The sequence below is a fragment of the Streptomyces sp. HUAS MG91 genome (genome assembly GCF_040529335.1).
Lineage (GTDB): Bacteria > Actinomycetota > Actinomycetes > Streptomycetales > Streptomycetaceae > Streptomyces > Streptomyces tabacisoli.
The window spans coordinates 1,791,110-1,804,146 of sequence record NZ_CP159534.1; the positions used below are offsets into that span (position 1 = coordinate 1,791,110).

Annotated in this window: 10 protein-coding genes; 7 read left to right on the plus strand and 3 right to left on the minus strand. The window is 71.6% G+C overall.

What is annotated here, in order from left to right:
* Positions 1 to 8: 8 nt before the first annotated feature.
* A complete protein-coding gene (locus ABII15_RS08280; RefSeq protein WP_353941623.1) occupies positions 9 to 806 on the minus strand; it encodes an SGNH/GDSL hydrolase family protein in 798 nt (265 codons plus the stop codon).
* A 286-nt stretch (positions 807 to 1,092) separates the two neighbouring features.
* Between ABII15_RS08280 and ABII15_RS08285 the strand changes: the two genes are divergently transcribed.
* From ABII15_RS08285 to ABII15_RS08310, 6 genes are all read left to right on the plus strand, one after another.
* On the plus strand, positions 1,093 to 2,307 hold the full coding sequence (locus ABII15_RS08285) for a S8 family peptidase (RefSeq protein WP_353941624.1): 1,215 nt from the start codon (positions 1,093 to 1,095) through the stop codon (positions 2,305 to 2,307).
* Between the two features lie 183 nt (positions 2,308 to 2,490).
* Positions 2,491 to 2,877 carry a hypothetical protein gene (locus ABII15_RS08290; RefSeq protein ID WP_353941625.1) on the plus strand — a complete coding sequence of 129 codons (387 nt, stop codon included), beginning with the start codon at positions 2,491 to 2,493 and terminating at the stop codon, positions 2,875 to 2,877.
* A 395-nt stretch (positions 2,878 to 3,272) separates the two neighbouring features.
* Positions 3,273 to 4,112, plus strand: a complete 840-nt coding sequence (locus ABII15_RS08295; protein ID WP_353941626.1) for a glycosyltransferase family 2 protein — start codon at positions 3,273 to 3,275, stop codon at positions 4,110 to 4,112.
* Positions 4,109 to 5,128 (plus strand): glycosyltransferase family 2 protein, encoded by a 1,020-nt coding sequence (locus tag ABII15_RS08300; protein WP_353941627.1) that lies wholly within the window; start codon positions 4,109 to 4,111, stop codon positions 5,126 to 5,128. The genes ABII15_RS08295 and ABII15_RS08300 overlap by 4 nt, the downstream gene beginning before the upstream one ends.
* A complete protein-coding gene (locus ABII15_RS08305) occupies positions 5,125 to 5,949 on the plus strand; it encodes a polysaccharide deacetylase family protein (protein ID WP_353941628.1) in 825 nt (274 codons plus the stop codon). The genes ABII15_RS08300 and ABII15_RS08305 overlap by 4 nt, the downstream gene beginning before the upstream one ends.
* Positions 5,942 to 9,754, plus strand: coding sequence for a lipopolysaccharide biosynthesis protein (locus ABII15_RS08310; RefSeq protein WP_353941629.1), 3,813 nt, complete (start codon positions 5,942 to 5,944; stop codon positions 9,752 to 9,754). Before ABII15_RS08305 ends, ABII15_RS08310 begins: the two co-directional genes overlap by 8 nt.
* A gap of 31 nt (positions 9,755 to 9,785) precedes the next feature.
* Here ABII15_RS08310 and ABII15_RS08315 read toward each other — a convergent pair whose 3' ends face one another.
* On the minus strand, positions 9,786 to 11,216 hold the full coding sequence (locus tag ABII15_RS08315) for a xylan 1,4-beta-xylosidase (protein WP_353941630.1): 1,431 nt from the start codon (positions 11,214 to 11,216) through the stop codon (positions 9,786 to 9,788).
* A gap of 154 nt (positions 11,217 to 11,370) precedes the next feature.
* Here ABII15_RS08315 and ABII15_RS08320 point away from each other — a divergent pair, with 154 nt between their 5' ends.
* The gene (locus tag ABII15_RS08320) at positions 11,371 to 12,465 is read left to right on the plus strand and encodes a DUF5925 domain-containing protein (RefSeq protein ID WP_353941631.1); all 1,095 of its coding nucleotides are present in this window, start codon (positions 11,371 to 11,373) and stop codon (positions 12,463 to 12,465) included.
* 159 nt (positions 12,466 to 12,624) lie between these two features.
* Here the strand turns inward: ABII15_RS08320 and ABII15_RS08325 are convergent, their stop codons facing one another.
* A complete protein-coding gene (locus ABII15_RS08325; RefSeq protein WP_353941632.1) occupies positions 12,625 to 12,990 on the minus strand; it encodes a GntR family transcriptional regulator in 366 nt (121 codons plus the stop codon).
* Between the last annotated feature and the right edge of the window lie 47 nt (positions 12,991 to 13,037).

Consider the following 13,037-nt stretch of genomic DNA (forward strand, 5'->3'; position numbering starts at 1 on the left):
GATACGGCTCAGGCGTTGGACGTGAACACGGGCAGATAGCCGCCGGACTGACCGGCCGCCGTCGGGTGGTACGACTCGCCGATGTTGGTCCAGTTGACGCTGTGCAGCCAGGAGTCGCCGGAGCAGATCTCGTGCCCGGTGAACGCCGACCGCACGTCGCCGAAGGTGAAGCCGTGGTCGGCGACGCGCTTGGCGATGGTGGTGTTGAGGAGGTCGGAGGCGCTGTTGATGGCGGACCGCTCGTTCTCGGACAGGCCCGCGATGCAGCTGCCGCTCAGCTTGTAGAAGCGGGGATAGCCGATGACCACGACGTGGGCGGCCGGTGCCTTGGCGCGGATCGCGTCGTAGACCTTGTCGAGGTTGGCGGGCAGCGTCGAGGTGACGTACGCGCGCGCCGTGTTGATGCGGTTCAGGCACGTTGCCTCGGACTGCAGGACGCAGGTGGTCATGACGTCGGCGAAGCCCGCGTCGTTGCCTCCGATGCTGATGGAGACGAGGCCGGTGCCGGTGCCGAGCGGGGCGAGCTGGCCGGAGATGACATCACCCGTACGGGCACCCGAGCACGCGGTGAACTTGAAGCTGGAGGGTGAGTGGGCGGCCGCCCACAGGGCCGGATAGGCCTTCGTGGAGCGCTTGCAGTCGCCGCTCTCGCTGGTGTAGCTGCCGGAGCCGACTCCCGAGGAGTAGGAGTCGCCGAGCGCCACATAGCCGGTGGCGGCGGCCTGCGCGTTCGTCGCCCCGGTGAGGGCGAGGCCGGCCGCGAAGAGGAACGACGTCATGAATGCCGTAAGTCGGAAACGTCTCATGGAACCTCCCTTAGCAGGATTTCTGCCACATCTGTGGTAGCACGCCACAGAGTTACCGGGAAGTACTCCTGACGGACATTCACCGGCCGTTCAATTGCAGGTACATGTCAGGGTTATGACATACCCTCAGATCGCTTGAGCTACGCCCGTAGACGGCCGCAGTCTGCTGAACGGGCCCGGACGGAACACCCGACTCCGACGGCCCGTGCGCGCCACCCAGCGCGCACCCCCCACTGACGCGTGCCCTCCACCGGCACGCGCCGCCTATGAGGAGGACTCCCTCGTTATGGCACTCTCCAAAGCACTGGTGACCGCGGCCGCCTCGACCGCGGCGGCCGTCGGCCTGCTCGGTTCGCTCACCGCCCTGCCCGCCCAGGCCGCCCCGGCCACCGGCACGGTCCTCGCGGCGAACTCCGCCGAGGCGGTCGACGGCAGCTACATCGTCACGCTCAAGAAGCCCGCACAGAGCCCGGCGGGCCTCACGGCCGCGTCCGCGGACGGCAGGAGCCTGATATCCGAGCACGGCGGCGCCGTGCAGAAGACCTTCCGCAGCGCGCTCAACGGCTATGCGGTGAAGGGTCTTTCGGCCACCGAGGCCGCGAGACTCGCGGCCGATCCGGCCGTGGCGTCCGTCGAGCGGAACCAGCGGGTGCACGTGGACGCCACCCAGACCGGCGCCCCCTGGGGCCTGGACCGCATCGACCAGTCGGCCCTGCCGCTCTCCGGCACGTACACCTACCCGGACTCGGCGGGCGGCGGGGTGACGGCGTACGTCATCGACACCGGCGTACGGATCACGCACTCCCAGATCAGCGGCCGCGCCTCGAACGGTTACGACGCCGTCGACAACGACAACGTCGCGCAGGACGGCAACGGCCACGGCACCCATGTGGCCACCACCATCGCGGGCACCACCTACGGCGTCGCCAAGAAGGCGAAGATCGTGGCGGTGCGCGTGCTCGACAACAACGGATCGGGCACGACCGCGGGCGTCATCGCCGGCATCGACTGGGTCACGAAGAACCACAGCGGCCCGTCGGTCGCCAACCTGTCGCTGGGCGGCGGCACCAGCACCGCGCTGGACACGGCGGTGCGCAACTCCATCTCCAGCGGCGTCACGTACGCGATCGCGGCCGGCAACTCCGGTGCGAACGCGTCCACCTCGTCGCCCGCCCGGGTCACCGAGGCCCTCACCGTCGGCGCCACGAGCAACACCGACGCGAAGGCCAGCTGGTCCAACTACGGTTCCGTGCTGGACCTGTTCGCGCCGGGCGTGTCGATCACGGCGGGCTGGAACACCAGCGACACCGCGACCAACACCATCTCCGGCACCTCGATGGCCACGCCGCACGTCGCGGGCGCGGCCGCGGTCTATCTGGCGGGCCACACCTCCGCCACGCCCGCCCAGGTCGCCTCGGCACTGGTGAACGGGGCCACCCCGGGGGTCGTCACGAGCCCCGGCACCGGCTCGCCGAACAAGCTGCTGAAGATCGTCCAGTAACGGCCTGACGACGGACTGACTGCTCGTCAATTCACTTACAGGCCAACCAAGTTCCCCGGGGGCATCGACCGCCTCCGGGGAACTTCTCGTGACCCTCCCGCGCCCCCGGCGCTCCTTGACTCCGCCCCCGCCGCTACGCCACATTGAAGTCCGGCATCCGGCGCTTCAGGGGGCAAGTCGCCCATGCAGACCACAAGAACAACGGCGGACCGTCCGCGGGGCAGGGACACGCTGCACCTGCTCGCGGGGGCGGGAGCCGTCGCCGCGGGTGCGGGGCTGGTGCTCGCGCTCACGCACTCCGGCTCACCACTGCGCGGGCCGCTCACGCTCTTCTTCCTGCTGGCCGCACCCGGCGCCGCGTTCGCCGCGGCCCTGCGCGGCCTCGACCCGGGGGCACGCCTGCTGGTCTCGGCCGCGGGCGCGGTCTGCGTCGTGATGCTGGTCGCCCAGGGCATGCTCGCCACGCACCACTGGTCGGCCGACGGCGGAGTGGTCGCGGTGGGCGTCCTGACCATGGGCGCCTTCCTCCTCCAGCTCGCCGTCCGCACCCGGAGCCGCAAAGTCCACTAATAGGGCACTCATTCAATTACCGGACAGAACCGCAAAAATGTGAGTGCTTGTTTCAGGTCTTGCCATACGGTCTCAATCATCAATACCGTCGTACATCCACCCGCATCGGTCCATCACGTGCTGCGATCCAGGGGAGGGCTCACGATCGCGACGGGGCCGGCGCGGGGCGCGGTAGGGGGGTGCCGTGCTCGGTGATTCGCTTGTTCCTGAGTGGTGGGTCGTCGAGTCGCGTGCCGCGCGACCGGTCCAATCAACCGGTGTTCACTGCCAGCTCACCCGGCCCGTACGGAGAATCGCTCCGGCCTGGCCGTAGGTGAGAACCCCCCTTTCGAACCGGACACACAGCCGGACCGCCCGAGGGGCGGGCGGTCCACCGGACGAGAGGGACCAGACTCATGAGCAGTTCCGTGGTGCGCCCGGCCGTGCCGGACGACGGAGCCACGCCCGCAGACTTACCCGCGTTACCCGCCCAGTACCGGGCGATCTCCACGCACCTGGCCATCGCGCCACGGGTCAGCGTGGTCATTCCCGCCATGAACGAGGCGGAGAACCTGCCCTACGTGTTCAAGACACTCCCGGAGTGGATCCACGAAGTCGTCCTCGTGGACGGCAACTCCACCGACGCCACCGTGGCGGTGGCCCGGGGGCTGCGGCCGGACGTGGTGGTCGTACCGCAGCACGGAAGGGGGAAGGGGGACGCTCTGATCACCGGCTTCCAGGCCTGCACGGGCGACATCATCGTGATGGTCGACGCGGACGGCTCGGCGGACGGACAGGAGATCGTCAGCTATGTGTCGGCGCTGGTGTCCGGCGCGGACTTCGCCAAGGGCTCCCGGTTCGCCAACGGCGGGGGCACGGACGACATGACGCCGGTGCGCAAGCTGGGGAACTGGGCGCTGTGCACGGCCGTGAACGCCAAGTTCGGCGCCCGCTACACCGATCTCTGCTACGGCTACAACGCGTTCTGGCGGCACTGCCTCGACGAGATCGACCTCGACTGCACCGGCTTCGAGGTGGAGACCCTGATGAACATCCGGGTCGTCAAGGCGGGCCTGAAGGTCCAGGAGATCCCGAGCCACGAGTATCTGCGCATCCACGGGGCGAGCAATCTGCGCGCCGTGCGGGACGGGATCCGGGTGCTGCGGGTGATCCTCAAGGAGCGATCGAACCGTCGCGCCCTGCGCGTCAGGGCCGCCTCCGCGAAGCTGGATCCCGTACGGGGAGAGGCGTCTTGACGCAGACTCAGAACACGGAGACGGCGATCTCGGTCGTCATCTGCGTGTACACCGAAGACCGCTGGGGCGACATCCTCGCCGCCGTCGACTCGGTCCGCGCGCAGTCCCGCCCGGCCCTGGAGACGCTGCTCGTCGTCGACCACCGTCCGGCGCTGCTCGACCGCCTCACCCGGGAGTACAAGGAGACACCCGAGGTCCGGGTGCTCGCCAACCAAGGGCCGCGCGGCCTGTCCGCCGGGCGGAACACCGGGATCGCCGCCTCGTACGGGGAGATCATCGCGTTCCTCGACGACGACGCGGTCGCCGAGCGGGACTGGCTGCGCTGGTTCGCCGACGGGTACGCCGACCCGGCGGTGATGGCCGTCGGCGGGCGCACCGAACCGATCTGGGCCTCGGGGCGCCGGCCCGTCTGGTTCCCCGAGGAGTTCGACTGGGTGGTGGGCTGCGCGTACCGGGGACTCCCCCGCGGCCGGGCCAGAGTCCGCAATGTGCTGGGCGGCAACGCCTCGTTCCGGCGGACCGCCTTCGACGCGGCCGGCGGGTTCGCCACCGGCATCGGCCGCGACGGCGACCGGCGGCCGCTGGGCTGCGAGGAGACGGAGCTGTGCATCCGGCTGTCCCGCGCCCGGCCGGACGCGGTGCTGCTCCTCGACGACCGCGCGGTGATCCACCACCGGGTGCCGCCCGCGCGGGAACGGTTCGCCTATTTCCGTACGCGCACCTACGCGGAGGGCCTGTCGAAGGCGCTGGTCGCCCGGAGTGTCGGCGCGGGCAAGGGGCTGGAGAGCGAGCGCGCCTACACGAGCCGGGTCCTCCCGGCCGGGGTGGCACGCGGTGTGCGCGACCTGGCGCTCGGCCGGGCCGGTGGCGGAAGACGGGCCGGGGCCATCGTGGCCGGTGTGGCGGCGGCGGCCGGCGGCTACGTGCTCGGGAGCCTGCGGGCGCGGGGCGGGAGCGCCGGGTCGTTCACCGTCGCGGAGTCCGGCCGCGACGACGCTCCGGAGGCGGTGGCATGAGCGGGCCCGCGTGGACGCCGGACGGGGTGCCCGTCCCGATCCTGATGTACCACTCGGTCGCCCGGGAGCCGAGCGAGCCGACGCGTGCCCTCTCGGTCTCCCCCGGCCGGTTCGCGGAGCAGATGGAGATGCTAGCCGATCACCGCTGCACCCCGCTGACCACCGCCGAGCTCGCGGCGATCTGGCGCGGCGGCGGCCGGGCGCTGCCCGACCGGCCCGTCCTGATCACCTTCGACGACGGCTACGAGGGCGTGCACCGGCACGCGCTGCCCGTCCTCGCCCGGCACGGCTTCGCCGCCACCCTGTTCGTCTCGACGGGGTGGCTGCGGGGCGCGCACGACACCGGCCGCGGGCTCGACACGATGCTCGACTGGGACCAGGTGCGGGAGCTCGCCGGGCAGGGCGTGGAGATCGGCGGGCACAGCCATACACATCCGCAGCTCGACCAACTGCCGGACGAAGAGCTGGAGTTCGAGCTGCGGCACTGCAAGGAGATCGTCGAGGGCGAGCTGGGGGCCGCGCCCGTCTCCTTCGCGTACCCGTACGGCCACTCCGACCGGCGGGTGCGCCGGGCCGTGCGCGCGGCCGGCTTCGCCCAGTCGCTCGCCGTCGGCAACGGACTGGCCAGGCGCCGGCAGGGGCCCTTCGCCCTGCAACGCGTCACCGTCCGCCGCTCCACCGGCGCCGCCGAGTTCGAGCGGCTGGTCGAGGGCCGCGCGATCGGCCGCACCTTCGCCACGGACCGTGCCCTGACCAAGGGGTACGCCGTGGTCCGCAGAGTCCGACAGGCCCGCCGGAAGGCAGCTCGTACCCGTGTCTGACACGACGACCACCGCCAAGGCAGGATCGACCACCACCGCCGAGCCCGAGGGGCCGCCCGGCCGCAGACTCGGACTGCCCCACTGGGGCAGGGGCTGGGGCCGGGGCCGGAGCAGGAAGGGCGACTCGCCCGGCGTGGGGTCCGAGGGCGGGAGTCAGCTGTTCCGCAACGCCTACGCGCTGATGCTGAACACCGGCATCTCCGGCGTGCTCGGCGTCAGTTTCTGGCTGGCCGCGGCGCACTACTACACGGCGGACGCGGTCGGTCAGGGCTCGGCCGCGATCGCGGCCATGAAGTTCCTCGCGGGACTCATGGCCGTGACGCTGACCGGGGCCCTGGCCCGCTTCATCCCGGTCGCCGGGCGCGACACGAGGCGGCTCATCTTCTGTACGTACGCGGGCAGCGCGCCGGCGGTGGCGCTGGCCGCCCTGGTCTTCCTGCTCACCCTGGACGTGTGGGGCCCGTCGTACAGATTCCTGCACGGGCCGGTCAACGGTCTGGGGTTCATCGCGGCCGTCGTCGCCTGGGCGCTGCTCACCTTGCAGGACGGGGTGCTGACCGGGCTGCGCAGCGCGCTGTGGGTACCGGTGGGCAACACCGTGTTCTCCCTGGTGAAGCTCGGTCTGCTGGTCGCGTTCGCGACGGCGTTCGCGACGACCGGGGTGTTCGTGTCCTGGGTCGTCGCGATCGCGTTCTCGGTGGTCCCGCTGGGCCTGCTGGTCTTCCGCCGTCTGGTGCCCCGGCACGTCGCGGCGACCGACGGCCACGCGGATCCGCCGACGCTGCGGCAGATGGGCCGGTTCGTCGCGGGCGACTCCACCGGTTCGCTGTTCTCGCTCGCGGTCGTGTCCCTCGTGCCCGTCGTGGTCGCCGCGCAGGTCAGCTCCTCGGACAACGCGTACTTCTACGTCACCGCCACGATCGGCGGCACGGTCAATCTGCTGGCCATCAACATGGGCGCCTCGCTGACGGTGGAGGGTTCGCACGATCCGGCGCGGCTCGCCGCCCACACCCGTGCGGCGCTCCGCCGGATGACCCGCATCATGATCCCGGTCTGCGCGCTGCTGTTCGCCCTCGCCCCGTACATCCTCCGTGTCTTCGGCGGGGAGTACGCGGACGCGGCGACGCCGCTGCTGCGCTGGTTCGCCGTGGGCGCGGCCCTGCGGGTGGTAATGGAGACGTACTTCGCCGTGCTGCGGGCGCAGAGCAGGACCGCTGGACTCGCCTGGTTGCAGGGCCTGTTGTGCGTGCTGGTGCTCGGCCTGACGCTGCTGCTCCTGCCGCGGCTCGGGCTGACCGGCGCGGGCATCGCGGAGGTCTCCTCGCTCGCGGTGATCATGACGATCGCGGCGCCCCGGCTGTGGCGCGTGGTGCGTGCCACGCCCGCGGCGCCGCACAGCGACAGCGTGGCGCCCGACGGCGACCTCGCCGATCTCGGGATACCGGTGGCACCGGCCGGCGCGGCGGGCGGGCGGGGCGCCAAGCGGGCGCTGCGCGGCGCGATGGACTCGGACACGCTGCAACTCGCGGTGCAGCTCAACCTGGATCACCAGGAGCGGCGGCCCGATGTGCGGCCGGGCCCGGCGACCCCGCCGCGCGGCGCTCCCACCGCGCACCGGCCGGCCTGGGCGGACAGGACGCGGGCGCCGGACACCGGGGCGCGGGCACCGGACACCGGGGCGCGGGCGCCGGACACAAAGACCTCGACGCCGGGCACGGGGACTTCGGCGCCGGACTCCGGGGCGCCGGTCCCGGCCCCGGCCGCTCCCGCGAGGCCGCCGCGTGCCCGTCTCACCCCGTCCGTGGCCGTGCTGTCGCTGCTGCTGATCGCGGGGCTCGGCCTGTACTGGGGTCCGGTGCTCGGCATGAGCGACGCCGATCTGGACGGCATGGGCGGACTCGGCCTGATCTCGGTCCTCTCCCCCGTGACGCTGCTCGGCGGCGCGCTGCTCATCGGCGTCTTCGCGACACTGCTGTGGTTCGACCACCCGCGCACCTGGCTGCTGTGGGCGACCCTGCTCGCCACCGTGGTGTCGCTGCACGCGCTGCCCGCCGTCCTGGAGACGGAGCCGCGGTTCGCGACCGCGTGGCAGCATCTGGGCTTCCTGGACTACATCGACCGCACGGGCTCGGCGGTGCCGGACCTCGACGCCCGCTGGAGCTGGCCCGGCTTCTTCGCCGCGGCCGCCTTCGTCGCCCAGGCGTGCGGGATCAGCGATCTCGGCGAGGTCGTCCGCTGGTGGCCGCTGACGCTCCAACTCCTCTGCCTGGCACCGATGTTCCTGCTGCTGCGCTCGGTCCGGGCGAGCTGGAAGGCCAAGTGGACCGGCCTGTGGATCTTCGTGCTGAGCGGCTGGGTCGGCCAGGACTACTTCTCGCCGCAGGGCTTCACGTATCTGCTCTACCTGATGTTCGTGGCGATCCTGCTGGTCTGGTTCCGCGAGCCCGGGATGCGGCGGGCCGCGCTCCGCCCGGGTGAGGCGGAGCCCGAACCGGTGGACCGCCGCCGGCGCGTGGTGCTGCTCGTCGTGCTGATCGCGCTGTTCGCCGCGACGGTCCCCGCGCACCAGCTGACGCCGTTCGTGATGCTGGGGGTGCTCGCCGTCCTGGTCCTGGCCGGCCGGTCCGAACCGCGCGGCCTGCCGCTGCTGTTCGGCGTGGTCGTCATCAGCTGGCTGGGCTTCCTCGCCGAGCCGTACTGGTCGGGGCACTTCAACGACCTGTTCGGCGGGATCGGCGGTGTGGGCGGCAATGTCTCGTCCTCGGTCTCCGGCCGGATCCAGGGCGGCAGTTCGACCCACCGGCTGGTGCTGTACACCCGGGTGCTGCTGGCGGGCGGGGTCCTGGCATTCGCCTGCTTCGGCTGGTGGCGGCGCCACGACTGGAAGTACCGCGAGCGCTCGCTGGTGGTGCTGACCTTCGTGCCGTTCCTCGGCTTCGGCATGCAGTCGTACGGCGGTGAGATGGCGCTGCGGGTCTTCCTGTTCGCGCTGCCCGGCGCCGCGCTCCTGGCGGGCCTCGGGCTCTTCCCGCGGACCGGCGTCACCGAGAAGGAACGCGACAGGGACCGGATCACCCTGGCTCCCCTGGCGGCGCTCCTGGCGGGCCTGCTGCTGTTCGGCGGCTTCCTCGTGGCCCGCTGGGGCAACGAGCCGTTCGAACGGATCCGGCCCGGCGAGGTCGCGGCGATGGACTACGTCTACGCCCATGACCGGCCGACGGTGCGGCTGCTGTGGATGAGCGACGACGCCGTCGACAACGTCACCCCCTCGATGCCGTGGGGCGCGCGCGACATGGAGCGGGTCCAGTACGTGCCGACGCCCGCGCCCGCCGACCCGGTCCTGGTCGGCGGTCTGGTCAAGGCGCTCAAGGACGCGGGCCCGAACTCGTACCTGATGATCAACAAGAGTCAGGTGGTGTACCTGCAACTCGATGTCGGCTACTCGAAGACGTGGTCCACGCGGCTGACGGGGAACCTGGAGCGGCGCACGGAGCTGCGGAAGGCCTACGCCAACGACGACGTGACCCTGTACCAGCTGCGCACACCGCCGTCCGGCCCGGTCGAGAAGCCGGATCCGGGCCCGGCCGGGCCGCTGATCACCTGGACCCCGTGGTCGGTGGTGGGCGCCCTCGCCGCCGTGGCGCTGATCGTGCTGCTCACGGCGCGCGAGGTGGTCCGGGCGGCGCGCCCGCCGGGCGCGCGGCGGCTGCGCCTGCTGCAGAGCACGTTCTGGTTCTCGCTGCCGCTGCTCGCGGTGCTGCTGGCGTCGCTGGTCCACCGGTTCATCACCATGGGGATGGACTGACGGGAGGCGCTGACACCACTTCCCCGCCGTGTCAGCGCCTCAGCCACTTCACCTCGTAGCCCTGCATCTCGAACCGCCTGCCGTCGACCTTCGCGCTGATCGGCCGGTCCAGGGTGTTCACGACGAGGACGGCCCGGTCGTCGGCGAGGACCCGCACGTTGGGCACGTCGTCGGCGGCCACCGAGACCGTGGTGAACTCCGTGCCCGGGCCGAACTCCTCGTTGAACCTCGACACGAGCCCGTACATCGGCAGCGCTTCCCCGCCGTCGGCGCTGTGCGTGGGCCGCCACATGCAGCCGGCGCAGGAGCGGCCTCTCTCGTCCTCGGGGTTCCAGTAGAACCCCGAGGTCGCGCCGCCCTTGGCCAGGGCGATCAGTGCGGCGGCCTGCACGGCGACGCGGTGCGTCTCGCTCCAGCCGTCGCGCTTGTCCCTGTTGTCGGCGGGTTCCACGTAGTACTCGGCCCACCACAGCGGCAGATCGCCGGTCTGCCGTTCGATCCACCGGCTGACGGCCGTGAACTTGTCGGTGGCCGCGAACTCGTCGGGCAGCATCTCGTCGTCGTGCGTGTAGCTCGCGCCGTCGACCACGACGAAGTCGGCGCCCGCCTTGTGCTCGTTCCAGTACTCGAAGGCGTCGACGATCCGCCGGTCCATGTGGCCCCACGGCCCCGCGACGACGTCCGAGGCGCCCTCGCTCCGCTTCGGGTCGAGGCTGTCCATCACCAGATAGGGGCCGCCGACCATGATGCGCTTGTCGACCTTCTTCAGGGCTTTCCGGACGAGGTTGTAGAACCGTGTGTAGCCCTCGTAGTCCCAGCGGCCCTTCTCGTCGTTCCAGAAGCCCTTGAACTCGTTCCACACGATGAAGTGGCGTACGTCCGGATAGCGCTTGGCGACGGTCGCGGCCAGGTTCGCGTAGTCCTGGTAGTGATCGGGGTCGGGGGCCTTCTCCAGGTTGTGCCGGCTCCAGTCCGTGCGGTCGACGCCCGCCTCGCCGCCCTTCATCCAGTCGGGCGCGCAGCACAGCGTGATCACGGGCGTACCGCCGGAGGCGCGGACGAAGTCGACGCGGCGGTCCAGCGCGTCGAAGTCGTAACGCCCCTTCACCGGCTCGGGGTTGTCCGCGCCCCAGCCCATGATCGCCTGGTTCTGCGGCATCGGCCGCTCGCCCAGCAGCTTCTCCGTGCGGGTGACGGCGCTCCGCGCGCCCTCGTCGGCCGAGTGCTGGGTGTGCGTGAAGCCCCAGCCGACCTCGGGGCCCTCCTGCCGGGGCGGGCTCACCGGTGTGCCGTGGACCTTGTCGCCGTCGGGGGTGGTGCCGGCGATGCTGCCCGTGCCGCCCCTGCTGTCAGGGAGGGTGCCGAGCACCGCGAGCACCAGGGCCAGAGCGGCCATCCCCACCCCGAGCGCGGCGATCAGCCGCCATCGGCGTTCCTCCGGATTCCACCCGTGACATCCCATCAAAGACAAGGGTATCCAGCGGAGTTGTGGAACGAGCGGGCCCCGCCACCCCTGCCTCGTCACGGCGGTCGAGGTGCCGGGCGCACCGTGCGGCACGGGGGACGCGGTGCGGAAATGCCGTGCGCACGGCCTCCGCTTGCCGGATCATGGCGGTATGTCTGCGAACCCATTCGACGCGCTGCCGGTCCGGCTGGGCGTCGACGACAGCGACTCGCCCTCCGATGTCGTCGACGCGCTCTTCCTCGGCCGCTTCGCCACGGGCGAGCAGCCGCACTCGCACGCGGTCAACATCGACCGGGTCCGGTCCGGTGCCACCCTGCTGCCGCCGGGCGCCCGCATCCTGCGCTCCGCGCGCGACGACGACCGCAGTGCGACGCTCGCCGAGGGGGACGGCTGGACGCTGCTGATCTCCCGGTGGAACCGGGGCGCCGACGTCACGGTCACGGCGACCACCACCGAGCTGGCGGCGAAGATCCTCGGCCAGGCCACGGACGGCGCCGCCGACGAGCCCGAACCCCAGCCGGAGAACGTGACGATGGGGTTCTGGTACGTCTCGCCGCGGCGCGGGCCGCACCGCACGACCCGGCAGATCTCGGCGGGTACGTGGGACGAGGTCCGGCCCAACTACACGGCGCCGGTCGCCGAGGCGATGGACGGTCTCATGAAGACGCGGCCCGAGGACATCGCGGGCCGGCTGCTGCTGCTCCACGGGCCGCCCGGCACGGGCAAGACCTCGGCGCTGCGTACGCTGGCGCGGTCGTGGCGGGACTGGTGCCAGGTGGACTGCGTCCTGGACCCCGAGCGGCTCTTCTCCGACGTCGGCTATCTGATGGACATCGCGATCGGCGAGGACGACGGTACGGCGAAGGGGCGTTGGCGGCTGCTGCTCCTGGAGGACTGCGACGAGCTGATCCGGGGCGAGGCCAAGCACACCGCCGGGCAGGCGCTGTCCCGGCTGCTGAATCTCACGGACGGGCTGCTCGGGCAGGGCAGGAACGTTCTGGTGGGCGTGACCACCAACGAGGACCTGGAGCGTCTGCATCCCGCCGTGGTGCGGCCCGGCCGTTGTCTCGCCCGGATCGAGGTGGGGCCGATGACACATCGTGAGTCGGTGGCCTGGCTCGGCACCGAGGAGGGGATCGGGCGTGAGGGGGCGACTCTGGCGGAGCTCTACGCCCTCCGCCGGGGGGTCTCGCCGACGGCGGTGCCGGATCAGCGGGGCGGGGCCGATGCGGGGCTGTATTTGTAGGGTGCGCTGTCGAGTGCGGGTGGTGGGTGGCTGGTCGCGCAGTTCCCCGCGCCCCTGAAAGGCCTGCGGCCTTCAGGGGAGGCTGCGCGTCAGCGCATGCCTCAGGGGCGCGGGGAACTGCGCGACCAGCCACGACGAGAGCGGCAGACGAAGGACGGGTCAGGAATAAGCGGCCCGTACCGCGTCCCGGGCCGCCTCGAGCGCGGCCTCCTGAGAGAGACCGAGGCGATGAACCCGCTCGGCATAGACCTGGGCCGCGACAGCCGCCTCCCGAGAAGCCGCGTCCCGAGCGGCAGCGACGAACGTCCCGTTGCGCCCCCGCGTCTCGATCACCCCGTCCGCCTCCAGCGCCCGGTACGCCTTGGCCACGGTATTGGCGGCGAGCCCCAACTCCTCGGCGAGCCCGCGCACCGTGGGCAACTTGTACCCGACGGGCAGCGTCCCGCCCCGGGCCAGCTCGGAGATCTGCGCCCGCACCTGCTCGTAGGGGGCCGCGCTGTCGTCAATCCGGATCTTCAGGGTCACGGCCCGATTCTCCCGCAGCCCCGGAAAATGAGAGGCACCCGGGCAGG

Excerpts from the sequence above, each read along its gene's own strand:
- ABII15_RS08280 (WP_353941623.1), bottom strand. The coding sequence starts at position 806 with ATGAGACGTTTCCGACTTACGGCATTCATGACGTCGTTCCTCTTCGCG.
- ABII15_RS08285 (WP_353941624.1), top strand. The coding sequence starts at position 1,093 with ATGGCACTCTCCAAAGCACTGGTGACCGCGGCCGCCTCGACCGCGGCG.
- ABII15_RS08290 (WP_353941625.1), top strand. The coding sequence starts at position 2,491 with ATGCAGACCACAAGAACAACGGCGGACCGTCCGCGGGGCAGGGACACG.
- ABII15_RS08295 (WP_353941626.1), top strand. The coding sequence starts at position 3,273 with ATGAGCAGTTCCGTGGTGCGCCCGGCCGTGCCGGACGACGGAGCCACG.
- ABII15_RS08305 (WP_353941628.1), top strand. The coding sequence starts at position 5,125 with ATGAGCGGGCCCGCGTGGACGCCGGACGGGGTGCCCGTCCCGATCCTG.
- ABII15_RS08315 (WP_353941630.1), bottom strand. The coding sequence starts at position 11,216 with ATGGGATGTCACGGGTGGAATCCGGAGGAACGCCGATGGCGGCTGATC.
- ABII15_RS08320 (WP_353941631.1), top strand. The coding sequence starts at position 11,371 with ATGTCTGCGAACCCATTCGACGCGCTGCCGGTCCGGCTGGGCGTCGAC.